Genomic DNA, 23,577 nt, shown 5'->3' with positions numbered 1-23,577 from the left:
TCCTAAAAAACAAAAAAATATTGACAAAAAGAAAAGAAAGCGGTATCATTGTGATAGTAAATTTTAAGAGAGGTGTGCTATATGAAAGTTGGAATTGGAGCAGATAATAATGCTTACGTATTAAAAGAGTTTATTAAAACAGTGCTTGCAAGTCATGGATATGACGTAGAAGATTATGGTTGCTATTCCGAAGACAGTATTGACTATCCAGGGATTGCAGAAAAAGTATCGAATGGCATTTTAGCAGGTGAAGTACAAAAGGGAATCTTATTATGCGGGACAGGAATCGGAATGGCGATGGCTGCAAATAAGATCAAAGGGATTCGTGCGGCACAGGTACATGATGTCTACTCTGCGAAACGTGCGGAATTGAGTAATAATGCTCACATTATCACCATCGGCTCCAAGGTTGTGGGTCAAGATTTAGCCGCTGAACTAGTCCTTACCTTCTTGGGACAACACTTTGTGGAAAGTCCTTCTTCTAAAAAAATTGCGCAAGTGATGGAGTTGGAAAATAGATGCTAGAGGACAGAAAAAACACACGTAGACCGATTGTGGGTTTGAGCCAGAAAAATTATCGCAATACGATGGCATTAGAAAAAGAGTACCTAGCAGGTTTCTTGAAGGAACTAGACTCGTTAGCAGATGCCGATGTTGACTTATTTTATTTTCCAAGCCTAGGGGTTCTACATCAAACAGCGACTATGTTGCGAGGCAGTGGGGTAGGCTACGGTGCTCAAAATATCGCTCCCATTGCGAATGGAGCAATGACGGGCGAGTTTTCTATCGAATCATTAATCGATATGGGAGGCTCTTATGTAGAGCTGGGTCATGCTGAACGTCGGAAATACTTTGGTGAGACAGATGAGCTCATCCATCAGAAGTTGCAGCTAGCCTTTGAGGCAGATTTGACTCCTGTTCTTTGCATCGGCGATTCTGTTCGGTGCACAGAAGAAGTAAGGCAAGACTATTTTATGCAGCAACTATCGACAGCAGTAGCTGGTATCAGCAGTCATGACCTCAAGCGTCTAGTCATTGCCTATGAGCCTGTTTGGGCGATTGGTCAAGCAGAGGCCGCAGATGATGCCTATGTATGGGCCTCCCATCGCATCATTCGTGAGATTCTCGCTCGTGACTATGGAACAGAGGTTGCAGCTTCTGTCAGGATTATTTACGGTGGATCTGTGAGTAAAGAAAATACGAAGACGCTAGTGAAAGATGAAAACGTGGACGGAGTCTTTGTCGGACGTTTCGGTCATAATCCGCATCATTTTGCAGAGATTATTCGACTCGTTCATCAGATAAAAAGGCAGGAAGGTGAGTAGGTGAAAGCAATCATTTTAGTATCCCATTCTGAAAAAATATCAGAGGGGTTGAAGGAAATGCTGGAGGAAATGATAGATTCTACAGCTGTACGAATTATTTCAGCAGGCGGAACTGGCGATGGTCGTTTAGGAACCAATGCCATTACCATCTACGAACATCTGAACGCCTGTTGTGAATGCGAAGAAATCTATATTTTTGCAGACATTGGAAGTTCTATCCTCAGTTCGGAGACAGCTATAGAGATGCTGGATTTAGAAGAAGATAGACAGAAAGTGACCCTATTTGATGCCCCTTTGATTGAAGGAGCTTTTATAGGAGCAGTACAAGCATCGATTGGCGCTTGTACCGAGGACATATTGGAAGAAATATCTTTAAATAAATAATTTTTGGAGGAACAACTCATGAGAAGACTCATTAACGACGGCTACAATGTGGTAGAAGAAATGCTAGCAGGCTATGCAGCAGCTAATCCTCAGTATGTAAAACTATTAGAGCATGATGACCGTGTAGTGGTTAGTCAGCAGCTAAGTGAAGAACCACGGGTGCGGATTATCATCGGTGGAGGATCAGGCCACGAACCTTTATTCTTGGGCTATGTTGGAAAAGATTTTGCTGATGCTGCTGTAGTCGGCAATGTCAACACTTCACCATCTCCAGAACCATGCTACAATGCCGTAAAAGCCGTTGATAGTGGTAAGGGATGCTTATATCTCTATGGTAACTATGCAGGAGATGTCTTGAACTTCGATATGGGAGCTGAATTAGCAGCAGATGATGGTATCCGAGTAGAAACCGTTACTGTAAAAGATGATTTGATTTCATCTGAAAACTTTGAAGATCGTCGTGGAGTTGCAGGTGACTTGTTTGTATTTAAAGTAGCTGCGGCCGCTGCTGCCAAAGGATATGACTTAGACGCGGTAAAAGCTGTAGCTGAACGGGCGAATGAAAATACCTTCTCAATGGGTGTTGCCTTGTCGTCTGCAACCTTGCCAGTGACTGGAAAAGAAATTTTCGAAATGGAAGATGGAGACATGGAAGTGGGGATGGGCTTGCATGGAGAACCAGGTATCCGTCGTGAGAAATTACGTCCAGCTGATGAGGTAGTAGAAGAAATCTACAGCTATATCAAAGAACATACAGATTTGGCTGTTGGAGATGAAGTTGCTGTATTAGTAAATGGCCTAGGTGGCTTACCACTCATGGATCAATACATCTGCTACCGCAAGTTGAACGAATTGTTGACAACTGATCAAATTGCCATCCATAAATCATTGGTAGGCAACTTTGCCACTTCAATGGATATGGTTGGTATGTCTATCACTCTGCTTCGAGTGGACGCAGAATTGAAAGAATTGCTCGATTTGCCATGTGATACCCCTTACTATAAAGCGTAGGAGTGATGATAATGACAACATTCGATATAGGATATTTTAAAGCTGTCATTGAAGAAATGGCTGCAATGATTGAAGTAGAACGGGATTACCTCACCTCCTTAGATTCAAGTATTGGAGACGGCGATCACGGCATCAATTTGAGCATTGGATTTCGTGATGTCAGCAAGCAACTAGAACAATTTGATACGGCAGCTGAGAATATCTCTACCTTGTTTAAAAAAGTAGGTATGTCTCTTCTAGGAAAAGTCGGTGGAGCTTCAGGTCCCTTATACGGCAGTTTCTTTCTTAAAATGGGGGTAGCTGCGCAGAACAAACAAGCGGTTTCTTTTGCAGAGTTTGTAGAGATGTATCGGGCAGGAGTTACTGCGGTACAAAATCGCGGAAAAGCAGAGCTTGGTGATAAGACTATGATTGATGCCATGCTTCCTGCAATGGACTATTTGACACAGCATCAAGAAGCAGACGATGTAGCAGCAATCATGCAAGAAGCGCTAGTTGTGATGAAACAAGGTGCAGAAAGTACAGATAACATTGTCGCTAAAAAAGGGCGTGCTCTTCGCTTAGGTGAACGAGCTATCGGCCATCGGGATCCAGGTGCAGAATCTTCGTGGAAACTATTTGAATGCTTTGTGAAGAAGTTAGGCTAGATTGAAGGAGAGATGATATGAAATTTTTACGATCAACGCTGGGTTACATGATTGCAGGTATGATTGTAATGAGTGTTTGGGGAGCATTTGGGAATGCCTACGGGATTGTTGGTGGCTATTTTGCAGCCTTTATTATCATCGGTCCCATGTGGTTCATGAATCATTATGTTGGCTTGATTAAGCAAGATGATGATGCAGCCTTTGTAGATATGGGGCTTGGTATTGCCATTTGTGGTATTTGTCGCGATGCTTTTTTACTCGGTTGGAATGAAGTCGCTAGTTCTGTACCTACTCTCTTGTTAGTAGCGCTTGGAGCTGCTCTAGGAGGCTTTGTTTCTGCAAAGATTCTAGATGATATGGAACGGGATGCAAAATAGGGAGGAGAACACAGTATGACGATTCAACAAGCAATTGCGACAATAGTAGGTGGTTTTGTATTTCCTTTTGTCATTCAAATGATTTGGGGAAAAATGGTCGAACATTGGGGGGCAATCGGTGGTTGGATTGCAGCAGCTTTCATCGTTGGAACAGTCTGGGCAATGAATCATGGGATTCCAAAACCAATGATTACGCAAGCAGGTTCTGTCTGGATTGACATGGGGCTTGCAGCAGGTGTTGGGGTGTTTGTCGCAACACTAACACGTGGCGGAAAACTAAATAAGGCCATGCCAAATCTAGCAGCCGCATTAGTAGGAGGACTTATCGGAGGATTGATTCTATCATTCTTCTTGTAATCCTATCAATTGAAAAATGAAAAAAACTCGCTGAATCGATAGTGGTTGAGCGAGTTTTTTAATGTGTCAAAGAGGCCAAGTAGAAACTTGTATCTCGACTTATTTCGGTGTATAATGTTACATGTTTTGTTTTATAGTGTAAAACGAAAGGAGAAAACATGAAAACGAAATCCATGATGCGATTCTCACTCTTGGTGATTTCCATCTTTTTAATGTCTCACTTGGCAATTGCGCCCGCCATTCCCAAATTGTATGACTACTACCACGCAAGGAATACCAGTATTGGTCTTGCTTCGGTAGAAAGTTTGGTGACGGTGCCTGCTATGATGATTACCATTACGGTCTTATTGAGCAACTTGGTCGTATCTTGGCTCGGTACCAAGCGAACCGTCTTGCTAGGATTGGGCTTGATTGGTATCTTTGGTGCCCTGCCAACGTTTTTGACTTCCTTTCCACTCATCGTTGTCTGTCGCTTGTTGTTAGGAGTGGGAATTGGACTCTACAATTCGCTGTCTATCAGCCTAATTAGCGACTTTTACGAGGGAGATGTGCGAGCACAGATGATTGGCTTGCGGACGGCTTTTTTAAATATCGGAAAGGCCTTGACTACCTTTGTCGCAGGCTATGCCTTGCTCATCGGGGTGAACTATACCTTTTTAGTGTATCTGCTAGCCTTCCCGGTCTTGGTGCTCTTTTATCTCAACGTTCCTGAAACACATCAAGCGCAGGTAGCTGTCAAAGAAGCCCTTGTCTGGAACCGCAAGGTGGGCTTGGTGGTCTGTCTCACCTTCCTAGTGGGGATTAGTTATATCGGTGCGACCATTAAAATTCCAAGTTTACTCGTGACCCAGTACGGTCTTTCCACCACCCTGTCCAGTCAGTTGCTTACCATCTTGGCTTTTAGCGGGATTATCACAGGCTGTTTCTTTGGACCGATTGTAAAGAAATTAGGAGATAGAACCCTCTTTGCTGTCCTGATGGCAATGGGACTTGGCAATCTTCTCTTTACCCTCCCTTTCAATTTACCACTCTTTGTATTGGCTAGTATTTTAGTGGGGATGAGTTTTGTCGGCATCATGTCCTTTAATTTTTACTACATTTCCAAGCACTTTCCGAAAGAACAAGTTCATTTTGTGACTAGTCTTGCGATTACCGGCGGAAATATCGGTGTCGTTCTAACACCTGTCTTACTGACCAAATTACTAGAAAAACTCCAGATTGAAACCTTCATCACTCCGTTTTACATCAGTAGTGGCCTGATGGTTATCGCCTGCCTGCTGGCATATGGATTGGTCAAGATAAAAAATAGATGATTTTCTGTAAAAATCCTTGACTTGGAGTTTACTTCAAGTGCTATACTAGAAACAGTTTATAGTGAATTGAATAAAGGTTAGGACATCGTTCAGTCGCTTTGATGAACGTCAATTCTATCTGTAGCTCCCTGCCTTGTCCTATGCCTTGCTCAATCCACTATAGTAAAGTAAAGAAAGTGAGGAAAGTACATGAAAACAGCGATTTTTGAAAAGGCTGGCTCTATGATTATCGGTGAGGTGGACAAGCCTCAGATTCAAGAAAAGGATGATGTCATTATTAAGATTGTGCGGGCCTGTGTCTGTGGGTCAGACCTTTGGTCTTATTCGCATGGGGATGATAAGGCAGCGCATTCTATCAATTCTGGTCATGAGGCCTTGGGGATTGTAGAAGAAGTCGGAAGTGAGATTACCACGGTCAAACCGGGCGATTTTGTAATCGTACCATTTACACACGGTTGCGGGCATTGTGACGCCTGTCGGGCAGGATTTGACGGCACTTGTGACAATCACCCAGCGCCGACCAACTGGGGCGGTGGCTTCCAGTCTGAATACCTCCGTTTCCACTACGGAAATTGGGCCTTGGTGAAGGTACCTGGACAGCCGTCTGACTATTCAGAAGGCATGCTCAAGTCTCTTCTTACCTTGGCAGATGTTATGCCGACAGGCTACCATGCAGCGCGGGTGGCACATGTTCAACGCGGAGACAAGGTAGTCGTGATTGGCGACGGTGCGGTTGGTCAATGTGCGGTCATTGCGGCTAAAATGATGGGTGCTTCACAGATTGTCTTGATGAGCCGCCATGCCGATCGTCAGGCTATGGCCCTGGAATCAGGTGCGACAGCCGTCGTAGCAGAACGCGGTGAAGAGGGGATTGCCAAAGTTCGTGAAATTTTAGGCGGTGGAGCAGACGCAGCCCTTGAATGTGTGGGAACAGAAGCTGCCATCGAGCAAGCTCTCGGTGTACTTCACAATGGGGGACGCGTTGGTTTTGTTGGTGTACCGCATTACAACAGCCGCCCACTCGGCTCAACCTTTGCCCAAAATATCTCCGTTGCAGGCGGTTCAGCCTCTGTAACGACCTATAACAAGCAAGTCTTGCTCAAAGCCGTTCTCGACGGCGACATCAATCCAGGTCGTGTCTTTACCCAAACTTACTCCTTGGACGATGTCAACCAAGCCTACCAAGACATGGCAGACCGCAAGGTTATCAAATCTATGTTGATTGTAGAATAGTATCACATTCAAACCTTCTAAAATCCCTCTTCCGAATGGAAAGAGATACAGATTGAAGAAAAAGTTCTTTTATGATACTTTTCTTAGGTGGTGCGGACGGTAGCGACTTCCTGCGGAGTAAAATAATCCAGTGGATTATTTTAGCCCGAGCCCAGAAACAAAGGAGCGAGGATAATCGATTTCTACGAAATCACGATCTTTGCCCACTCCCTACTTTTACCACAGCGAAAAGTATCTGATGGGGCTCGCTCCGCTCGCGAAAATCGGAAATCGAGTGTTCAGTTAGCAGAGCTTTTGAACTTGTTTAAATAGAAAATTGTTTATCTACGTTCTAAAATCCCTCTTCCATTCGGAAGAGGGATTTTGGGTATTAGTCGCTTTATCTGACGGTGATATAAGCATCAGGGGAATAGGGGGTTGCATCAAACCCTGTCTTTTGTCCGAGGATGGATTGGGCTAATTGCCAGCCGATAAAAGGACCGCAGGTCAGCCCAGAAGAGCCGAGACCACTCGCTACTAGGATAGCAGGTTGCTGGGATAGTCGTCCGTAGAAGGGCAGAAAATCCGAGGTATAGGCACGAGTTCCAACGCGGGTCTGGCTGATTTCGCATTGTGCCAAGTCAGGGATAAAAGAAGTAGCAATGTCTTTCATCTGTTGGATTTGCTTCCTATCAAGTGATAAATCATAGCCTTGATCATTTTCATGGGTCGCTCCGATGACCAGTTTTCCCCCTTCAAATGGCAGAATGTCAATTTCTCCATGGAGCATACAGCCTGGCCAAGTATCCGTATCAAAGGTGGTCTCTAGCTCAAGCAGCTGTCCTTTTTGCGGGGCAATATCGACCTCGTAGCCAAGAGGCGTGAGAAGCCCTGGCAACCAGGCACCTGCTGCCAAGATGATTTCGTCATAGTCATACAGGTCAGCACCTACTTGGACCTGTTGGTTTGCTAGTAGCTGGGCTTTTCCTTTGAGCAATTGTCCACCTTGTTGCTGAAAGAGACCTTGCAGTTGGTCTAAGAGTTGCCCACCATCGACCCGTCCGCCACCATGGGTGAGAACAGCTCCCTGGTCTGTCACAAGAGGAGGAACTTGTTCTCTTAACTTTTGCCCTTTTAGCACTTCGAGTTGGCCAATCATGGGAGACTGGTTCCGTCTCTCTTGTGCCATGGTCGCCAATTTCTCCAGCAAGGAGTCTTTTTTCTTAAAGACCAAGGTTCCCGTTTGCTTGTAGGGGAGCTGGGGCATACCCGCTTTTTGCAAATCCTGCATCAGCTCCAGATAAAAGGCTGCTCCCCTATCCACTAGGTGATACCAGGTTTTGTTGCGGCGCTGCGAGAGCCAAGGACAAATAATACCAGCAGCAGCCCGTGTTGCATTGCCTCTTCCTTCATCGATAAGTGTGACGTGCATTTCTGGGTCTTGAGAGAGGTAAAAGGCAGCAGTAGAGCCAACGATTCCCCCACCGATAATGATTATTCTCTTTTGTTTCATATCTCTAGTATAGCACAAAGACAGGAAGGTTTCTTTATTTTTTGGAAAATGATAGAATAGAAAAAAAGGAGAAGATATGTCGGATGTAATGTACCCAGAAGTCCTAACGATTGGAAATGGAGCAATCAAGGTTGCGACTGTTGGTGATAGTTTGACCTATGGTTATGGCTTAGAAAATCGAGAACGCGATGCCTATCCCAGTATCTTGGCTGACAAATTAGGACATCATTATCAGGTTTCTAATTTTGGTTTAAGCGGTCGTTCTTTACAGTCCACCTCGGATTATCCTTATTTGCAGGAAAAAAATGCCCAGTTGTCGCTTGAGAGTGAGGCAGATATTGTCATCATCATGATTGGAAGCAATGATAGTCGTGGCCCTTATTGGAATAAAGAGCGTTTTATCAAGGAATATGGCGAGCTGGTCGATCGTTACCTGAAAATGCCCAGTCAACCAGATGTCTATCTCCTAGTACCCCCGTATGTTCCGACCAGCCGATTTGGACTGAATAATGACATTGTACGCACCGAGTTGCAGGAGATTATTCCTAGAATCGCTGAAGAACGCGGACTAGAGTGGATTAATTTTTATCCCTTGACAGAAAGGCATCTAGAGTATTATAGCGACGGGCTGCATTTGACCCCGCTAGGCAATCAGCTAGTAGCAGATAGGGTGTATGCCGCAATCATGGGAGAAAGTCCTAGGTAATTTTTGAGAAAATATGCTATACTAGTAATAGAGAAATGGAGAGAAGTATGGCAAAAAGGGATTTTATTCATCGCATTATTATTATTGGTTTGTTGGTCTTGGGGCTTATCGCACTGCGTATCTGGGTCTTTGAACCAGTCACCATCACCAAGGAAATGGCCAACCAGTACCTCAAAGAAGATGATATCATCATTGCAGTAAAAGGCAAGGAACTCGAATACGGTGATTTTGTCTTATATCAAGTAGATGGAGCAGAACATGTCGGTCGGATTATTGCCAAGGAGGGTGATAGCGTGACCTATATGGACGATGTCTTGTACCGCAACAATGAAATTGTCGAGGAAACCTATCTTAGTAAATCAGCCAATCATCAAGACTACTATACAGAAGATGTCATTGTCCCTCGGCTTGAGAAAAAGAATTATTGGATTCTCAATGACATTCGCACCAACCACGAAGATAGCCGCACACTCGGTTTGATTTCATCCAAACAAGTCATCGGGCGTCTGACTTTCCGCGTCAGCCCAATCGGTGAATTTGGCTTTATCGATATCGGACTAACCCAGAAGTAGGGTTAGTTTTTTTCTTCACAAATTAGACTAGACCAATTTTAAATTTGACAAATAATAATCTTTGCTATATACTAATTTTATTGGTTTTGTTTACCGGATAGATGACTATACCAATTTTCTTAATAAAAATAAAAAACAGCATTATATTGTTTTCCTCTCTAACATCGGGTAGCAACAGTCTACAGAACGACTGGTTGATACTGGGGTTGAAAGAGTGGCGAACGAAGTGAGTCCAAATCTGATATTTTCGCTGGAGTGGAATTCCTAGCAAAGACAAAGTGTTTGCCAGAAACGGCATTTTTTGAGACCCTAGGTTCAAAAAATAGCAATTAAATCTCGAAGAGAGTTGCTTGTGTCCGCACTATCTAAGAAATTATCAAAAAGGATGAATGTTGGAATTTGTTAAGTATTCAATAAAAGATTACTAGAAACGGAAGGTAGATTGTATGTGTGGAATCGTTGGTGTTGTAGGAAATACAAACGCAACTGATATTTTAATTCAAGGACTTGAAAAATTAGAATACCGTGGCTATGATTCAGCGGGAATTTTTGTGACAGGTGGGGCAAGAGGACACTTGGTCAAATCGGTGGGCCGTATTGCAGACTTATCCGCTAAGGTGGGAGATGCTGTAGAAGGGACGATTGGAATCGGTCATACACGTTGGGCCACTCATGGAAAACCAACGGAAGACAATGCCCACCCTCATACCTCGCAAACAGGACGTTTCGTCCTTGTTCACAACGGTGTGATTGAAAACTATCTTGAAATGAAAAACACTTACTTGGCAGGGCATGATTTCAAGGGGCAGACAGATACAGAAATTGCAGTGCATTTGATTGGGAAATTTGTTGAGGAAGAGGACTTGTCTGTCCTTGAAGCCTTCAAAAAAGCCCTTCACATCATCCAAGGGTCTTATGCCTTTGCCTTGATTGATGCTGCTAATCCTGACACGATTTATGTGGCAAAGAATAAATCTCCGCTTCTCATCGGTCTTGGAGAGGGCTACAATATGGTCTGTTCAGACGCCATGGCCATGATTCGTGAAACCAGCGAGTACATGGAAATTCACGATAAAGAGTTGGTCATTGTGACAAAAGAGAGCGTAGAAGTGATGGACTATGATGGCAATCCTATCGAACGTGGCAGCTACACAGCAGAGCTTGACTTGTCAGACATCGGAAAAGGCACTTATCCGTTCTATATGCTAAAAGAAATCGATGAGCAACCAACCGTGATGCGTAAGTTGATTAGCGCATACTCTGATGCGGACGGTCAGATGACGGTTGATCCAGCCATTGTCAAAGCTGTTCAGGAAGCAGACCGCATCTACATTCTTGCAGCAGGAACATCTTACAATGCAGGTTATGCTTCTAAGAATATGATTGAAGCCTTAACTGATACGCCAGTTGAATTGGGTGTGGCTTCTGAATGGGGTTACCACATGCCACTCTTGAGCAAGAAACCGCTCTTTATCCTCTTGACCCAGTCTGGAGAAACCGCTGATAGCCGTCAGGTTCTCGTTAAGGCCAATGAAATGGGCATTCCAAGTTTGACTATTACTAATGTACCAGGTTCTACCCTTTCACGTGAAGCAACTTATACCATGCTCCTTCACGCAGGGCCTGAAATTGCGGTAGCTTCTACCAAGGCTTATACTGCTCAAGTTGCGGCCCTTGCTTTCCTATCAAAAGCAGTCGGAGAAGCAAATGGCAAGAAAGAAGCGCGCGAGTTTGACTTGGTACATGAATTGTCCCTTGTAGCTCAATCGATTGAGGCAACCTTGTCTGAAAAAGATGTGATTGCTGAAAAGGTTGAGAAGTTGCTTGCAACCACCCGCAATGCCTTTTATATCGGACGTGGCAATGACTACTATGTAACGATTGAAGCTGCGCTCAAATTAAAAGAAATCTCTTATATTCAATGTGAGGGATTTGCGGCTGGTGAGTTGAAACACGGAACCATCTCCCTGATTGAAGACGGTACCCCCGTGATTGCCTTGATTTCAGCTAGTGAGAAAGTTGCGGCGCATACCCGTGGAAATATTGCAGAAGTCGTTTCTCGTGGTGCGCACATCTTGACTATTGTCGAAGAAGGCTTGGATCGTGAAGATGACGACATCGTGGTCAACAAGGTTCATCCATTCCTCTCTAGCATCTCAATGGTCATTCCAACGCAATTGATTGCCTATTACGCATCCCTTCAACGTGGACTAGACGTTGATAAACCACGTAACTTGGCCAAAGCCGTTACGGTTGAATAAGATGTATAACCCCTTTTCCTCGCAGATCTGCTGCGGGGATTTTTGTTTGCAATGATTTTATGGTCAAAATCGGGAAAATAGAGTATACTAGAGACGATGAGAGAAGGAGGTCGCACAAATGAAAAAGAAAACGATAAGAAGACTGCTTTATATAGTTGCCATTCCGATTCTGCTTATTCTCTCCTATCAAGTATACCGACACGTAGAATATAAATCACTGGATAATGTTTTTAAAGAGATGAATTATGCGGAGGTCTATCCAGATGGACCTGTGAAACTTCCTCATTTAAACAATGTTTTAGACAGTAGTCAAGCATATAGAAAGCCAGATAGAATTAAAGGCTTACCAATAAAAAATACATTACTACAAGAAGATGAAAGCATAGTAGTTTATGTAGGACTTAAGGATATCATGGTACTTAAATATACGAAGGAATTATCTCCAGACCAATATATCTATATAAATTGGTATTATAAAGATAATCAATTGACCGAAAGTGTAGAGATTTCCAATTCAAATAATTCCCTATCCTTTGTTGTAGCGTACCACGATATAGTTGAGGCAGATGAAGGAATAAGCTTAGCTGAAACACTCAAAGGGATGTACCATTTCAGTTCCACCAAAGGCTTGCCGAGTTTGCAGCTGACGGATACCAAAGAAGTGTTAGAGTATCTAAAACCTTATGGGCTAGACGCCAATTGGATTCGTGAAAAGTCAGATTATATGCTAAATGATGTCGTTCTCAAACGCTGGTTTGACAAAGGCAGTCAACGCTATTCTTTTGATAACCTAGGAGATGTTAAGATAGAACGGTTGGAGATGGGGAGTAGGTGATGATATCCCAAATCCAAATTATGGAGGTAAAGAATGGGTAATTATGAACAAGCCATTTCTTTAATTTTCGAAAATATAGAGATGATGGATTATTTTGGAGAGTGTTCAGATAGTCTGATTAGATTGGCTGAAGAAGCCTTAGGAGTGAGGTATCCAGATGATTATCGTGATTTTGTTTCACGTTTCGGTGCTGGAAATTTTGGTTCTTCAGAAATTTACGGTGTTTTTAAAGAAGACTTTGAGAATTCTAGTGTGCCTGATTCAGTTTGGCTCACATTGTTAGAAAGAGAGGAGATTGGTCTTCCTCATTATCTTGTAATCATTTATGAATTAGGTAATGGTGAGCTGTACTGTCTGAATTATGACAAGTTGAATTCTGTTGGGGAACCCACAGTGACAGCGTTCGTTCCCAATGGAAAACCTAATACAGATGAAATATTATATGAAAGTTTTGGCGATTTTCTATTGAATATTGTCACCGGTGAACTTGAATAAGGTGAGGACTACCTGCACCTGTATTTCGATATTCAGAATATAGGACTAGCAAATTGATTGTTTTATCAATAAAATTGCATTTTATTAAAAAGCATGATAAAGTGCAGATATTCTATTTTCCAAAGAAGAAGTTTTTGAGATTTTACAAGGGTTTTTAACTAGATAAAAGTTTAGCCTTTAGATTTTCTGAAGGCTTTTTTATTCTTCATTTTTTATGATAATAAAGAAGATGAAAAGGCAGTGGCACCTTATCTGCCTTGGAATGGAATAAAATTTCACTATATCTTATAAAAATGCAGAAAAAGGTCTTTTAATTTTCAGAAATTTCTGTTATACTAAGGTTTAATTACTATTTTGGAGGAGATTATGGGATATATTATCGAAATTTTACCGAGCTTGTTAAATGGTGCCTTGGTATCTTTTCAAGTCTTTGTGATGGTCTTGCTCCTGTCTCTTCCATTAGGAGCGCTGGTAGCCTTTCTGATGAAAATTCCATTTAAGCCCTTGCTCTGGTTTTTGAATCTTTATGTGCTCATCATGCGTGGGACGCCCTTGTTGCTCCAGTTGATTTTTGTCTATTATGTCTTACCGAGCGTGGGCATTACCTTTGATCGAATGCCTGCGGTGATTATCACCTTTACCCTCAACTATGCGGCTTATTTCTCTGAAATCTTCCGTGGGGGAATCGAGGCGATTCCTGCTGGCCAGTATGAGGCAGCAAAAGTATTGAAATTTACACCTGTCCAGACCATTCGCTACATTGTTCTTCCTCAGGTGGTGAAAATTGTTCTTCCAAGCGTCTTTAACGAAGTGACAACCTTGGTCAAGGATACGTCCCTGATTTATGCGCTAGGGGTCAATGACTTGCTTCTTGCTAGTCGGACCGCGGCCAACCGCGATGTTAGTCTAGCGCCTATGTTTATCGCGGGTGCCTTGTACTTGGTGATGATTGGGCTTGTGACCTTGGTTGCCAATCGGATTGAGAAAAAATTTGATTATTATAAATAGGAGGTCTTATGTTAGAAGTACGCAATCTTTCCAAACGTTTTGACAATAAGCAGATTTTTTCCAACTATGACCTCGTGATTCCAGAAGGAAAAATCCTTGCCATCGTTGGGCAGTCTGGCGGTGGAAAAACCACCTTGCTACGGATGTTGGCAGGGCTTGAGAGCATTGATTCTGGTCAATTAATCTATAATGGGGAAGAACTTCCCTTAGAAGAGTTAGGGAAACGACATTTGTTGGGCTTTGTTTTCCAAGATTTCCAGCTATTTCCGCACCTATCGGTGTTGGAAAATCTAATCTTGTCGCCCATCAAAACACAGAATACTTCTCGTGCAGCGGCTGAAAGCAAAGCCCGTCAATTGCTTGAAACACTTGGTCTAGCTGGTCATGCAGATGCCTATCCTTATTCCTTATCAGGTGGGCAAAAGCAGCGTGTCGCCTTGGCGCGCGCCATGATGATTGACCCTGAGATGATTGGTTACGATGAACCGACCTCAGCACTTGACCCTGAGTTACGAAAAGAAGTGGAACATCTCATTCTTGAGAATCGCAGGACTGGCATTACGCAAATCGTGGTCACCCATGACATGCAATTTGCAGAAAATATTGCCGATGAGATTATCAAGATTGAGCCTAAACATTAGAGTTTATCTACGAAAGGGAAGAAAATATGAAAGTAAAATCAATCGTTATCGGTCTAGTAGGAATGGTCGCAAGTCTGACTCTTGCAGCGTGTGGATCAGGAGATTCAGCAGCGAAGAAAGACAATTGGTCTAGCTATGAGGAAAGCAAAAAAATCACGATTGGCTTTGACAAGACCTTTGTACCAATGGGATTTGAAGAAAAAAATGGTCAATATGCAGGGTTTGATATTGACTTGGCAACAGCAGTCTTTGACAAATACGGAATTGCCATCGAATGGCAGCCGATTGACTGGGACTTGAAAGAAACAGAATTAAACAATGGCAACATTGATTTGATTTGGAATGGGTATTCCGCAACCGATGAGCGCCGTGAAAAAGTTCTATTTACCGATGATTACATGGCCAATCTCCAAGTATTGGTGACTAAAAAATCATCGAATATTACAGATAATGCGGGCATGAAAGACAAGGTACTGGGTGCGCAAGCGGGTTCATCTGGCTATGCGAATTTTGAAGCGCAGCCTGCAATCTTAAAAGACCTTGTGAAAAACAATGAAGCAACCCAATACGCAACCTTTAACGAAGCCTTGATTGACTTGAAAAATGATCGGATTGATGGCCTCTTGATTGACCGTGTCTATGCAAAGTACTACTTGCAACAAGAGGGCTTGATAGGGGACTACACAATCATCGATGCAGGATTTGAAAAAGAAGCCTTTGCAGTCGGAGCTCGTAAGGCAGATACGACCTTGGTCGAAAAAATCAATGCAGCCTTTAAGGAATTGTATGCAGACGGTAGCTTCCAAAAAATCTCTGACAAATGGTTTGGAGAAGATGTCGCAACAGATGCGGTAAAGAATAAATAGTATGGTGAGACGGGAAATATTCCCGTCTCTTTTTGTCAAAATTTTTGTGACAAGATTTGAGTTTTTTTCTGTCAGAGGTGAGTGTATAATAAAATCAGAAAGAATTAGGAGGAAAATATGGAAAATACTTCATTAAAGGTTCGGATTCAAAAACTGGGGACGACCTTATCAAATATGGTGATGCCAAATATTGGGGCATTTATTGCGTGGGGTGTCTTGACCTCGCTCTTCATTGAAAAAGGTTGGCTTCCGAACGCTGAATTTGCTACAATTGTAGCGCCAATGATTACTTATTTGTTGCCACTCTTGATTGGATACACAGGTGGTTACAATGTCTACGGCCAACGCGGTGGTGTAGTCGGCGCAATCCTGACCATGGGAGTTATTGCGGGTTCAGAAGTACCAATGTTTATCGGTGCTATGCTGGTTGGTCCATTTGGTGCATGGGTCATCAAGAAATTTGACCAAGCCTTCCAAGAAAAGATTCGTCCTGGATTTGAAATGTTGGTTAACAACTTCTCGGCAGGTCTTATCGGATTTGCCCTCATGTTGATTAGCTTTAAAGTGGTAGGACCATTCGTATCCAGCATGACAACGGCTATCGGAGATGGTGTTCAAGCGATTGTCGATATGAAGCTCTTGCCATTAGCCAATATCATCATCGAGCCAGCAAAAGTCTTGTTCTTGAACAACGCTCTTAACCACGGTATCTTTACACCGCTTGGAACTGAACAAGTCTTAAAAGTCGGAAAATCTGTTCTCTTCCTTTTGGAAGCAAACCCTGGACCTGGTCTTGGTATCTTGTTTGCCTACGCTTTGTTCGGCAAAGGCTCTGCTAAATCTTCTTCATGGGGAGCAATGGTTATTCACTTCCTCGGTGGGATTCATGAAATCTACTTCCCATACGTGATGATGAAACCAGCCCTCTTTCTAGCTGCGATTGCAGGTGGTGTATCTGGGACCTTTACCTTCCAATTGTTGAATGCAGGTCTTGTGGGAGCATCTTCACCAGGTTCAATCATTGCCATTACTACTCTTGTACCAAAAGAAGGAAACTACTTTGCCAATCTTCTAGCTGTGTGGGGCGGTGTCTTTGCAGGAGCTGCTGCTTCCTTCCTTGTTGCCTCTATCATCTTGAAAGCAGATAAGTCAGAAGGAGCTTCTCTTGAATCAGCGCAAGCAGCCACTAAAGCTGCAAAAGCTGTTGCAAAAGGTCAAGCACAGGTGGCTGTATCAAGTGATGTGACAACAGACAACGTACACCAAATCATCTTTGCCTGCGATGCAGGTATGGGAAGTTCTGCTATGGGTGCATCCTTGCTCCGCGATAAGGTGAAAAAAGCAGGCTTGAACATCCCTGTAACAAACAAGGCGATTGCGAATCTCCAAGATACAGACCATACGCTCATTATCACCCAAGAAGAATTGGCAGATCGTGCTGCACAACGCACACCACGTGCCATTCACGTAGCGGTGGATAATTTCCTTACCTCACCAAAATACGATGAAATCATTGCCCAATTGACCAATCAAACAGCTGCACCTGCTTCAGTTCAGGTAGAAGCAACCGTTGCAGATGCGACACCAGACTTGAATGAGGTAAACGAAGTGGTCTTTGCTTATGGAGAAGCCCAAGGGTCAGCGACAATGGGTCAAGCAACCTTAAGTGCAGTCTTTAAAAATAAGGGCATCGACATTCCAGTTGTCAGCCTGCCTTATGCAGCCTTGTCAGAGTACAATGTACAAACGAGTTTGATTGTAACAACTGTAGCCGAACAAGGAAATGTCCAAGCAGTAGCACCACAAGCGAAACTCTTGGTCGTTGATAGCCTTGTCACAACGCCAGAATATGACAAATTGGTGGCGCGCATTCAACATTAAGCAGACGTCATTCCAACGGACAATTCGCAACAACTGTAGTATAATGAAAGTATGTTACTAACCAAACGAGAAGAACAACTGATGAAAGCTTTCCTCCAGGTAGGAAAGCTTTCCTTAAAGGAAATGGCGGATATCTTGCAGGTCTCCTCACGGACGGTTTATCGGACCTTGTCAGACTTGACCGAGAGCCTTTCTAAAGAAGAAATTCAATTGATTAAGGACGGCAAGAAATACTACCTGTCGGGAAACCTTTCTGCCTTGAGCGATTATCAGTCAGATACGGCCTATTCTCCGAGCCAGCGCCAGACCTTGATGGCCTATCAATTGCTGACCAGTCAGGATTTGGTGACCAATGAGCAATTGCAAGACCAGTTTTTGGTCTCAAATGTCACCGTGATTCAAGACGTTGCAGAAATCGAGCGACGCCTTGCAGTTTTTGAATTGCAATTGGTGCGTCAACGAGGGTATCGGGTGGAAAGCTCGACCAGTCAGAAGCGCCGCTTTTTAGCCATTTTGCTGGCCAATACCATTTCGATTCAGGATTTTTGGGCGGACGACTATGCTGACTTTCCGATTTTACAGGTAGCTAGGATACGGCAGGCACGTCAGGTTTTTGAACGCTATCAACATTTGCTGGGGGATTTGGACCCGAAACTCAAGGAATTTCTGATGATTTTGCTAGGGCTAGCAGACAATCAGGGAGAATTAACCCAGCAGGTCAATGTCTCCAAGGTGGCCCTTGATTTTGCTCAAAAGGTCTTTACAGATTTGGCCAAGGAAACCAAGCAATTTTACAGCATTCAGGAAATCATCTATTTTGCAACGATTTTGGATGAGGTCATTATCAAGCGGCAGGAAGTGCCCTTGTTTAGTGAGAGTTTTGATAGCGGTTTTTATTACAGCATTTCCCAACTGGTCGATAGCATTTCGCGCTTTACCAAGATTGACTTTGTCAAAGACAAGGTGCTCTTTCCCTTATTGTTTCACCACATTCGCTTGAGTTTGGCGGTGCCTGTCCTTTTTCCAGACCGCGCAACGACCAATGTGGCCTATCTGGCAACCCAGAAAAATCCTTTCTTGCACAGCGTTGTGAGCCTAGTCATGCAGGATCTTTTTCCGCGCTATATCCACAATGAATACGAGTATGAACTGGTGACTCTCCACTTTGCTTCCAGCCTTAGACGAAGTCCTGACATTTATCCAATTCGGATGCTCTTGGTGACAGATGAGCGGCCCTTGACAACTAGTGTCCTAGTGTCCAAGATTAAAAGTGTCGCACCTTTTGTGGGCTGGATGGATGTGCAAAGTACGACCAATCTTGCGCAGCTAAACCTTGCGCAGTATGATTATTGCCTTGCAACCAAGCCGATTCCGCAGATGGATATGGATGTCATCTCCACCTTTCCCAATACCAAGGAAATTTTGGAATTGCAGGAAAGATTGCAGTCGATTCAGGAACATCGAACGGTGGCAGTTCGTGAGGAAATCGTGGTCAACAAGCACTATGATTTGCAGGCCTATTTGAAAGGCAGCAGTCATTTGCTGGAACATTTCGCACTCTATGACTTAGAAAATTCCGGGACCTTTGAAGAAACGGTGACCCAGATTGTCGAGCAGCTTTCCTTTGTCAAGGATTGGCATTATTTGGCGAACAAGTTGATTTCACGCTTTCAGATGAGCCCTCTTGCCATTCCAAATACCAATCTGGCCCTGATTCACACCCAGTCCAGTCAGGTGACCCAGAGCCAATTTCAAATCGTTTCTCTCCAGCAGCCTGTCACAGCCCTATCGATGAACAATCAACCAGAAACCGTTCAGCGGGTTTTGGTCATGTTGACCAAACTAGGCGAGCAGGAAGAAATCCGAGAATTGATGACAGCTATCAGCCAGTCCATTATCGAAAACAACCTTTATACAGAAATTTATCGTACAGGAAATCAGGAAATTATCTACCAACTCCTGAATTCAATCTTCAATGAAAAAATCAAACAATGGGAGAATTAACATGGAACTTCAACAAGAACTGATTCAATTAAAGCAAGCATTTGCAACAAAAGAAGAAGCGATTCGCTTCTGCGGCCGTCAACTAGTAGATGCAGGACATGTCAACGAAGCCTATATCGAGGCGATGATTGAGCGCAATGAAGAATTGTCTGTTTACATGGGCAACTTTATTGCCATTCCGCACGGAACAGATGCCGCCAAAAAAGAAGTCCTTTCATCAGGCATTACCATCGTTCAAGTCCCTGCTGGGGTGAATTTTGGAACAGAAGAAGACTCAAAGATTGCGACTGTTCTCTTTGGAATTGCAGGTCTTGGCGATGAGCACTTGGATATCATTCAAAAAATCTCCATTTTCTGCGCTGATGTAGACAATGTTGTTAAACTAGCAGATGCAGGTTCAAAAGAAGAAATCATGGCTCTCTTAAACAGCGTCGGATAAGAAAGAAGGTATGAAGATGAAAAAAGCAGTCCATTTTGGTGCAGGAAATATCGGTCGTGGCTTTATCGGTGAAATTTTATTTGAAAATGGCTTTGATATTGCCTTTGTCGATGTGAATGAGCGGATTATCGATGCGCTCAACGAACGTGGCAGCTATGAAATCGAGATTGCCGAAGAAGGCCAGCGCCACATTGCCGTATCAGGTGTGCGTGGGATTAATAATGGTCAGCATCCCGAAGAAGTGGTCGCTGCCATTGCAGAAGCTGACTTGGTGACCATAGCGATTGGCCCAAATATCCTACCTTTTATCGCACCTCTAGTAGCGCAAGGGATTGAAGCACGTCAGGCAGCAGGCAATACCCAGCCCCTTGATGTTCTTGCCTGCGAAAACATGATTGGAGGCTCTAGCTTCCTCTACGAAGAAGTGAAGAAACACTTGTCTGAAGCAGGTTTGGCCTTTGCGGAAGCGCATATCGGATTTCCAAATGCTGCGGTCGACCGCATTGTCCCTGCTCAAAGTCATGAAGATCCGCTGTTTGTAGTGGTGGAGCCTTTCAATGAGTGGGTCGTGGAAACCCATGCCATGAAAAATCCTGACTTGAAGCTAGCAAAAGTCCACTATGAAGCAGACCTTGAACCGTTCATTGAGCGGAAATTATTCTCTGTAAACTCTGGGCATGCAACATCAGCCTATATAGGAGCTCACTTCGGAGCGCAAACGATTTTGGAAGCCCTTGAAAATCCAACAGTCAAGGCAAAAGTTGAAGCGGTACTTGCTGAAATTCGCAGCCTTCTCGTTGCCAAGTGGGGCTTTGAGGAAACAGCCCTTGAAGATTACCACAAGATTATTATCAGCCGCTTTGAAAATCCCTTTATCGTGGATGATGTGGCGCGTGTAGCCCGCACACCAATCCGTAAACTCGGCTATGATGAGCGCTTTATTCGCCCCATCCGCGAATTGCGGGAGCGTGGCTTGAGCTATGATGCCCTCCTGCAAACTGTTCGCTATATCTTTGAATACAAGGATGAAACAGATGCCCAATCTGTTGAATTACAAGCTATGTTAGCCCAAGAACCCCTTGCAAATGTCGTGGAAAAGGTTACAGGCGTGACCGATTCAGCCCTCGTTGCGGAAATCGTTGCAGCGGTCGAAGGATAGAAAAGAATCAGAACTAGAGAGCAGTTTTCTCTAGTTCTTTTTTGCTTTGAAATGTTTTTCTCCTTACCAAAAATCTTGTATGAATACCTCATATAAGGTATAATAGCTATATAGAATATATACGGGAGGTATATTATGGCTATTTCTTTATCCAAACAATATAATTTCAAACTCAATGAAGTGACTATGGAACAAGCTCGGGAGATTGTCAAAGCTAAGGGGATGACAATGACTGATGCTATTTCTTTATTTGTGGAACAAATTGTCTTAGAGCAAGATTTACCAATCAGAACTGCTGATGATTGGCGTCGTGAGCGATTGATTTCGGAGTTACAAGCACAATCAGAAAAAGCTATGAAAGAGTATGAAGCAGGAAAAGGTATTTCCTTGGAAGAAATGAGCGCGCGCTATGGTTTATAAGGTTCTTATTTCAGAAGAAGTTAGTCAAGCGATTGATAGTATCTATGACTATATTGCAACCGTGTTATTGTCCAAACAGTCCGCTCATAATACTGTAGCTAAGATTGTGAGCGGACTAAAAGAACTTGAAGTATTTCCTGAAGCTGGATTTAATGCTGATGAGAGGGTTGGTGTTAAGATAAACCGTAGATATGTAACACGAGGGAAAATTATTGGTCAATATGTCTTGTTGTATTTCATTGATGAGACGGAAAAAGTAGTTTATCTTTCACATCTTTTTCATACAAAAAGTGATTATCTTAGCTTATTACAAAAGAATAAACACTAATCACCAAAAGACGCTATAATTTTTCATTGAAAAAACGTAACTACCAAAGAAAATATCAACATATCCTAAATTTAATATTGATAACGAAAGGAGTGCATCATGTCTGATGGATTGTTTCATTTTCTAATTTTTGTCAGGATTTTTGCCCTGTGCTGGATTCTCTATCGGCTGTATCAGTTACGCAACACCCGTTCTAGGAAGCTGATTCTTCTAGCGCTGTTTCTCTTTGGTATCTCCCTTGTTTATGCACTGGTGGATTTGATATTCTCTATTTTGCAATAATGTAAAAGAGGTTGGGACAAAAGTACCCAACCTCCTTATTTTTATAATTTGAGCAGCTTGACGTATATCAATAGTCAGGGGAGTGACTATTGATACCTGAGCCTAGAAATCCGAAAGCGAGGCTTGTCGGGCTTGTAAAACATTGATAAATCAATATTCTATTAAAGAGGCTAGCGAAGAAGCGTTCGCTAGCCTTATTTCCAACCTTCCACAATTCTCGATTGTGGAAGCAAGTCAACCTTGCGGGGGTGGGAGTAAAATAATCCAGTGGATTATTTTAGCCCGAACCTAGAAATAAAGGAGTGAGGATAATCGAACTCTTACGAGTTATCGATTTCTGTCCCACTCCCTTTTCTGTGTAATCTGATGAAAGACAACCTGCCAGATTTCGTGGCGGCGCCAGAGGGAAGTGTGGACCTTGTCGCCTGTTTCAAAGGTGACAAGTTTTGATTTCTGGCTGATAGAGACCATTTGAAAGTTGGTCAGATAGGTGGATTGAACAGAGTGTGTTTGGAGCATTTGTTCTTTGGTCAGGGAGTGTCCATGCTCGTCAATCAGGAGATAGTTGTCCTCAATCAAGTCTTGATAGCCTTTTTCATGGGCTTGAATTTCTGATTCAAAGCGGTAGAGCTTGTCAAAGACATGTTCGTACATCTCATCGTGGGGAATTTCAGATGGCTCCACATGAATATCCACATCAAAAACCCCATGTTTTAAAATCAAGAGTTGCTCAACCTGCTCCGTCACCTTATGGCTTTCATAGACAGACAGGTCAGGATTCATTTCAAGGACGATGTCGAGGTAGATATTTGCCCCATAGGTTCGACCGCGTTGGGACTTGACAGCGCTAATCTTCGGCAATTTGAGAATATCCATCTCGTACTTGTGGAGCAATTCCTCATCGAAACCATCCGATAGGGTAAAGAAACTTTCCATAAAAATACCGTAGGCTGTTTTCAAGATGAAGAAGGTAATAATAATGGCTGCGATTTTATCAATAATCGGAAATTGAAAGGCTGCTGCAAAAACGGCAATGGAGGTTCCGATAGAGGTCAGGGCATCCGATAGATTGTCCTTGGCAGTCGCTTCGAGAGCCTTGGAGCGGACCTTGTTTGCCAAGCGTTTATTGTAGAGATAGACGGCAAACATGACGATGGCAGAGACAATGCCGACAATGGCCCCCATGATGTCAATGTCGACGACTTCCTTACTGAGGAGCTTTTGAATCGTGGCATGGAGGACCTGAAAACCAACGACAAACATGATGAAAGAGGTAATGAGACTTGCCAAATCTTCCATTTTCCAGTGGCCGAATTTATGGTCGGTATCCGCAGGTTTCTGCGCCATTCTTAGTCCAATCAGCACTGCGATATTGCCGATAATGTCTGAAATATTGTTAAAGGCATCGGCTGTGAGGGCATCCGAGTGAAAGAGGGAGCCGGCCGCTAACTTAGCGCCAGAGAGGACCACGTAGGCGATGATTGATAAGATTGCCCCGCGCTCCGCCAGTTTTAAATTATGTGCTTGTTGGTTCATAATCC

26 protein-coding genes are annotated in these 23,577 nt (G+C 43.4%); 24 read left to right on the top strand and 2 right to left on the bottom strand.

Annotated elements, in window-relative coordinates:
- Positions 1-81: 81 nt before the first annotated feature.
- The 9 genes from BU202_RS03040 (at position 82) to BU202_RS03000 (ending at position 6,647) form a co-directional block, all read left to right on the top strand.
- Positions 82-525, top strand: a complete 444-nt coding sequence (locus tag BU202_RS03040) for an RpiB/LacA/LacB family sugar-phosphate isomerase (RefSeq protein ID WP_075104332.1) — start codon at positions 82-84, stop codon at positions 523-525.
- Positions 519-1,325, top strand: a complete 807-nt coding sequence (locus BU202_RS03035; RefSeq protein ID WP_075104331.1) for a triose-phosphate isomerase family protein — start codon at positions 519-521, stop codon at positions 1,323-1,325. The genes BU202_RS03040 and BU202_RS03035 overlap by 7 nt, the downstream gene beginning before the upstream one ends.
- Positions 1,326-1,709 carry a dihydroxyacetone kinase phosphoryl donor subunit DhaM gene (gene dhaM / locus BU202_RS03030; RefSeq protein WP_075104330.1) on the top strand — a complete coding sequence of 128 codons (384 nt, stop codon included), beginning with the start codon at positions 1,326-1,328 and terminating at the stop codon, positions 1,707-1,709.
- Between the two features lie 18 nt (positions 1,710-1,727).
- Positions 1,728-2,720: a dihydroxyacetone kinase subunit DhaK gene (locus BU202_RS03025; protein ID WP_075104329.1), complete on the top strand. Its 993-nt coding sequence runs from the start codon at positions 1,728-1,730 to the stop codon at positions 2,718-2,720.
- A gap of 5 nt (positions 2,721-2,725) precedes the next feature.
- Positions 2,726-3,367 carry a dihydroxyacetone kinase subunit DhaL gene (gene dhaL, locus BU202_RS03020; RefSeq protein ID WP_075104328.1) on the top strand — a complete coding sequence of 214 codons (642 nt, stop codon included), beginning with the start codon at positions 2,726-2,728 and terminating at the stop codon, positions 3,365-3,367.
- A 17-nt stretch (positions 3,368-3,384) separates the two neighbouring features.
- Complete coding sequence (locus tag BU202_RS03015; RefSeq protein WP_075104327.1) at positions 3,385-3,744, top strand: Lin0368 family putative glycerol transporter subunit; 360 nt, start codon at positions 3,385-3,387, stop codon at positions 3,742-3,744.
- Positions 3,745-3,759: 15 nt separating this feature from the next.
- Positions 3,760-4,101: a Lin0368 family putative glycerol transporter subunit gene (locus BU202_RS03010; RefSeq protein WP_075104326.1), complete on the top strand. Its 342-nt coding sequence runs from the start codon at positions 3,760-3,762 to the stop codon at positions 4,099-4,101.
- 158 nt (positions 4,102-4,259) lie between these two features.
- Positions 4,260-5,414, top strand: coding sequence for an MFS transporter (locus BU202_RS03005; protein ID WP_075104325.1), 1,155 nt, complete (start codon positions 4,260-4,262; stop codon positions 5,412-5,414).
- A gap of 189 nt (positions 5,415-5,603) precedes the next feature.
- On the top strand, positions 5,604-6,647 hold the full coding sequence (locus BU202_RS03000) for a zinc-binding dehydrogenase (protein ID WP_075104324.1): 1,044 nt from the start codon (positions 5,604-5,606) through the stop codon (positions 6,645-6,647).
- A 379-nt stretch (positions 6,648-7,026) separates the two neighbouring features.
- On the opposite strand, the gene BU202_RS02995 is transcribed toward BU202_RS03000, so the two are convergent.
- Positions 7,027-8,139: an NAD(P)/FAD-dependent oxidoreductase gene (locus tag BU202_RS02995; RefSeq protein WP_075104323.1), complete on the bottom strand. Its 1,113-nt coding sequence runs from the start codon at positions 8,137-8,139 to the stop codon at positions 7,027-7,029.
- A gap of 76 nt (positions 8,140-8,215) precedes the next feature.
- On the opposite strand from BU202_RS02995, the gene BU202_RS02990 reads away from it, so the two are divergent.
- The 15 genes from BU202_RS02990 (at position 8,216) to BU202_RS02920 (ending at position 22,036) form a co-directional block, all read left to right on the top strand.
- A complete protein-coding gene (locus BU202_RS02990) occupies positions 8,216-8,845 on the top strand; it encodes a GDSL-type esterase/lipase family protein (protein ID WP_075104322.1) in 630 nt (209 codons plus the stop codon).
- 47 nt (positions 8,846-8,892) lie between these two features.
- Positions 8,893-9,417, top strand: coding sequence for a signal peptidase I (gene lepB, locus BU202_RS02985; RefSeq protein WP_075104321.1), 525 nt, complete (start codon positions 8,893-8,895; stop codon positions 9,415-9,417).
- A gap of 446 nt (positions 9,418-9,863) precedes the next feature.
- Positions 9,864-11,678 carry a glutamine--fructose-6-phosphate transaminase (isomerizing) gene (gene glmS / locus BU202_RS02980; RefSeq protein ID WP_075104320.1) on the top strand — a complete coding sequence of 605 codons (1,815 nt, stop codon included), beginning with the start codon at positions 9,864-9,866 and terminating at the stop codon, positions 11,676-11,678.
- 118 nt (positions 11,679-11,796) lie between these two features.
- Positions 11,797-12,513, top strand: a complete 717-nt coding sequence (locus tag BU202_RS02975; RefSeq protein ID WP_075104319.1) for a TipC family immunity protein — start codon at positions 11,797-11,799, stop codon at positions 12,511-12,513.
- A gap of 33 nt (positions 12,514-12,546) precedes the next feature.
- The gene (locus tag BU202_RS02970; protein WP_075104318.1) at positions 12,547-13,008 is read left to right on the top strand and encodes an SMI1/KNR4 family protein; all 462 of its coding nucleotides are present in this window, start codon (positions 12,547-12,549) and stop codon (positions 13,006-13,008) included.
- A gap of 366 nt (positions 13,009-13,374) precedes the next feature.
- Positions 13,375-14,016, top strand: coding sequence for an amino acid ABC transporter permease (locus BU202_RS02965; RefSeq protein WP_075104317.1), 642 nt, complete (start codon positions 13,375-13,377; stop codon positions 14,014-14,016).
- Positions 14,017-14,024: 8 nt separating this feature from the next.
- Complete coding sequence (locus BU202_RS02960) at positions 14,025-14,657, top strand: amino acid ABC transporter ATP-binding protein (protein ID WP_075104316.1); 633 nt, start codon at positions 14,025-14,027, stop codon at positions 14,655-14,657.
- Positions 14,658-14,683: 26 nt separating this feature from the next.
- Entirely contained in the window at positions 14,684-15,523 is an 840-nt protein-coding gene (locus BU202_RS02955; RefSeq protein ID WP_075104315.1) for an amino acid ABC transporter substrate-binding protein, read from the top strand.
- A gap of 117 nt (positions 15,524-15,640) precedes the next feature.
- Complete coding sequence (locus tag BU202_RS02950; protein ID WP_075104314.1) at positions 15,641-17,404, top strand: PTS mannitol transporter subunit IIBC; 1,764 nt, start codon at positions 15,641-15,643, stop codon at positions 17,402-17,404.
- A 51-nt stretch (positions 17,405-17,455) separates the two neighbouring features.
- The gene (locus BU202_RS02945) at positions 17,456-19,408 is read left to right on the top strand and encodes a BglG family transcription antiterminator (protein ID WP_075104313.1); all 1,953 of its coding nucleotides are present in this window, start codon (positions 17,456-17,458) and stop codon (positions 19,406-19,408) included.
- Position 19,409: 1 nt separating this feature from the next.
- On the top strand, positions 19,410-19,847 hold the full coding sequence (locus BU202_RS02940) for a PTS mannitol transporter subunit IIA (protein WP_075104312.1): 438 nt from the start codon (positions 19,410-19,412) through the stop codon (positions 19,845-19,847).
- 16 nt (positions 19,848-19,863) lie between these two features.
- Entirely contained in the window at positions 19,864-21,006 is a 1,143-nt protein-coding gene (locus BU202_RS02935) for a mannitol-1-phosphate 5-dehydrogenase (protein WP_075104393.1), read from the top strand.
- Between the two features lie 135 nt (positions 21,007-21,141).
- Positions 21,142-21,426 carry a type II toxin-antitoxin system RelB/ParD family antitoxin gene (gene relB / locus BU202_RS02930; RefSeq protein ID WP_075104311.1) on the top strand — a complete coding sequence of 95 codons (285 nt, stop codon included), beginning with the start codon at positions 21,142-21,144 and terminating at the stop codon, positions 21,424-21,426.
- Entirely contained in the window at positions 21,416-21,754 is a 339-nt protein-coding gene (locus BU202_RS02925) for a type II toxin-antitoxin system RelE/ParE family toxin (protein WP_075104310.1), read from the top strand. Before relB ends, BU202_RS02925 begins: the two co-directional genes overlap by 11 nt.
- Positions 21,755-21,853: 99 nt before the next feature.
- Positions 21,854-22,036, top strand: a complete 183-nt coding sequence (locus BU202_RS02920; protein ID WP_075104309.1) for a hypothetical protein — start codon at positions 21,854-21,856, stop codon at positions 22,034-22,036.
- Between the two features lie 327 nt (positions 22,037-22,363).
- On the opposite strand, the gene BU202_RS02915 is transcribed toward BU202_RS02920, so the two are convergent.
- On the bottom strand, positions 22,364-23,572 hold the full coding sequence (locus BU202_RS02915) for a cation diffusion facilitator family transporter (RefSeq protein WP_075104308.1): 1,209 nt from the start codon (positions 23,570-23,572) through the stop codon (positions 22,364-22,366).
- Positions 23,573-23,577: the final 5 nt, after the last annotated feature.

Source organism: Streptococcus cuniculi (assembly GCF_001921845.1).
Taxonomy (GTDB): Bacteria; Bacillota; Bacilli; order Lactobacillales; family Streptococcaceae; genus Streptococcus; species Streptococcus cuniculi.
This window is presented reverse-complemented; position numbering and strand designations above follow the sequence as displayed.

Bases quoted from the DNA above. Each gene is read 5' to 3' on its own strand.
- BU202_RS02950 (WP_075104314.1), top strand. From the start codon at position 15,641: ATGGAAAATACTTCATTAAAGGTTCGGATTCAAAAACTGGGGACGACC.
- BU202_RS02955 (WP_075104315.1), top strand. From the start codon at position 14,684: ATGAAAGTAAAATCAATCGTTATCGGTCTAGTAGGAATGGTCGCAAGT.
- BU202_RS03015 (WP_075104327.1), top strand. From the start codon at position 3,385: ATGAAATTTTTACGATCAACGCTGGGTTACATGATTGCAGGTATGATT.
- BU202_RS03010 (WP_075104326.1), top strand. From the start codon at position 3,760: ATGACGATTCAACAAGCAATTGCGACAATAGTAGGTGGTTTTGTATTT.
- dhaL (WP_075104328.1), top strand. From the start codon at position 2,726: ATGATAATGACAACATTCGATATAGGATATTTTAAAGCTGTCATTGAA.
- BU202_RS02960 (WP_075104316.1), top strand. From the start codon at position 14,025: ATGTTAGAAGTACGCAATCTTTCCAAACGTTTTGACAATAAGCAGATT.
- BU202_RS02945 (WP_075104313.1), top strand. From the start codon at position 17,456: ATGTTACTAACCAAACGAGAAGAACAACTGATGAAAGCTTTCCTCCAG.
- BU202_RS03025 (WP_075104329.1), top strand. From the start codon at position 1,728: ATGAGAAGACTCATTAACGACGGCTACAATGTGGTAGAAGAAATGCTA.
- BU202_RS03005 (WP_075104325.1), top strand. From the start codon at position 4,260: ATGAAAACGAAATCCATGATGCGATTCTCACTCTTGGTGATTTCCATC.
- BU202_RS03035 (WP_075104331.1), top strand. From the start codon at position 519: ATGCTAGAGGACAGAAAAAACACACGTAGACCGATTGTGGGTTTGAGC.
- glmS (WP_075104320.1), top strand. From the start codon at position 9,864: ATGTGTGGAATCGTTGGTGTTGTAGGAAATACAAACGCAACTGATATT.
- BU202_RS02920 (WP_075104309.1), top strand. From the start codon at position 21,854: ATGTCTGATGGATTGTTTCATTTTCTAATTTTTGTCAGGATTTTTGCC.
- BU202_RS02995 (WP_075104323.1), bottom strand. From the start codon at position 8,139: ATGAAACAAAAGAGAATAATCATTATCGGTGGGGGAATCGTTGGCTCT.
- BU202_RS02940 (WP_075104312.1), top strand. From the start codon at position 19,410: ATGGAACTTCAACAAGAACTGATTCAATTAAAGCAAGCATTTGCAACA.
- BU202_RS02915 (WP_075104308.1), bottom strand. From the start codon at position 23,572: ATGAACCAACAAGCACATAATTTAAAACTGGCGGAGCGCGGGGCAATC.
- lepB (WP_075104321.1), top strand. From the start codon at position 8,893: ATGGCAAAAAGGGATTTTATTCATCGCATTATTATTATTGGTTTGTTG.
- BU202_RS02990 (WP_075104322.1), top strand. From the start codon at position 8,216: ATGTCGGATGTAATGTACCCAGAAGTCCTAACGATTGGAAATGGAGCA.
- BU202_RS02975 (WP_075104319.1), top strand. From the start codon at position 11,797: ATGAAAAAGAAAACGATAAGAAGACTGCTTTATATAGTTGCCATTCCG.
- BU202_RS02970 (WP_075104318.1), top strand. From the start codon at position 12,547: ATGGGTAATTATGAACAAGCCATTTCTTTAATTTTCGAAAATATAGAG.
- BU202_RS03000 (WP_075104324.1), top strand. From the start codon at position 5,604: ATGAAAACAGCGATTTTTGAAAAGGCTGGCTCTATGATTATCGGTGAG.
- BU202_RS03040 (WP_075104332.1), top strand. From the start codon at position 82: ATGAAAGTTGGAATTGGAGCAGATAATAATGCTTACGTATTAAAAGAG.
- relB (WP_075104311.1), top strand. From the start codon at position 21,142: ATGGCTATTTCTTTATCCAAACAATATAATTTCAAACTCAATGAAGTG.
- BU202_RS02965 (WP_075104317.1), top strand. From the start codon at position 13,375: ATGGGATATATTATCGAAATTTTACCGAGCTTGTTAAATGGTGCCTTG.
- BU202_RS02925 (WP_075104310.1), top strand. From the start codon at position 21,416: ATGGTTTATAAGGTTCTTATTTCAGAAGAAGTTAGTCAAGCGATTGAT.
- BU202_RS02935 (WP_075104393.1), top strand. From the start codon at position 19,864: ATGAAAAAAGCAGTCCATTTTGGTGCAGGAAATATCGGTCGTGGCTTT.